2 protein-coding genes are annotated in these 600 nt (G+C 65.7%); both read left to right on the forward strand.

Features of this window, described 5'->3' with window-relative positions; all coding sequences use genetic code 11:
- Nucleotides 1-81: 81 nt before the first annotated feature.
- A complete protein-coding gene (gene traL / locus BRX37_RS26455; RefSeq protein WP_125990391.1) occupies nt 82-369 on the forward strand; it encodes a type IV conjugative transfer system protein TraL in 288 nt (95 codons plus the stop codon).
- 12 nt (nt 370-381) lie between these two features.
- Nucleotides 382-600: TraE/TraK family type IV conjugative transfer system protein (locus BRX37_RS26460; protein WP_318276984.1), on the forward strand; the 219-nt coding region annotated here is incomplete at its 3' end.

A 600-nucleotide genomic window follows, 5' to 3' on the forward strand; every position in this document is an offset into this window, starting at 1 on the left:
GCACTGGCGTGCCGATCGTCACCTCGGTCGTGACCGCGGTCATCTGAACAGCGGATCCGGTCACGGCGGGAGGGCGGCATCATGGCTGACAAGTACCTCGTACCCCAACGGCTCGACGATCCGGAGCTCATCGGCTTCTGGACCATCGACGAGTTCGCGGGGCTGCTGATCCCCTTTGCCTGGGGGATCCTGGCGCAGCACATCTTCATCGGGATCGCTCTCGCCTTTGCGACCTGGTTCGTCTTGCGGAAGGCGAAATCCAGAAACGCGGGCTCGGCGCTGGTGCATGCTGCCTACTGGTACATGCCCGGGGGTTTCCTTGGGCTGAAGGCCACGCCGCCCTCCCATTGCCGCCTCTTGGCCGGCTGAGGGAGACAAGCAATGCGCGCAGAATTCGCATACGAAGAGGCCCAGAAATACCTGCGCCAGCGCAACTGGCTGGCTCTGGTCGCCGGCGGCCTCGCTGTCACCACGCTGTTCGGCGTGGGCGCAGCGGCAACCCGCGACCGGGAAGTCGTTCTGGTCCCGGTGACCAGCGAACGGCTCTCGCTCTCCAGCGCCGGACCGGATGCGCATTACCTCGAGCTCGTCACCCGCGAC

The organism is Sphingomonas sp. S-NIH.Pt3_0716 (genome assembly GCF_003950715.1).
GTDB classification, from domain to species: Bacteria; Pseudomonadota; Alphaproteobacteria; order Sphingomonadales; family Sphingomonadaceae; genus Sphingobium; species Sphingobium yanoikuyae_A.

Excerpts from the sequence above, each read along its gene's own strand:
- traL (WP_125990391.1), top strand. The coding sequence starts at position 82 with ATGGCTGACAAGTACCTCGTACCCCAACGGCTCGACGATCCGGAGCTC.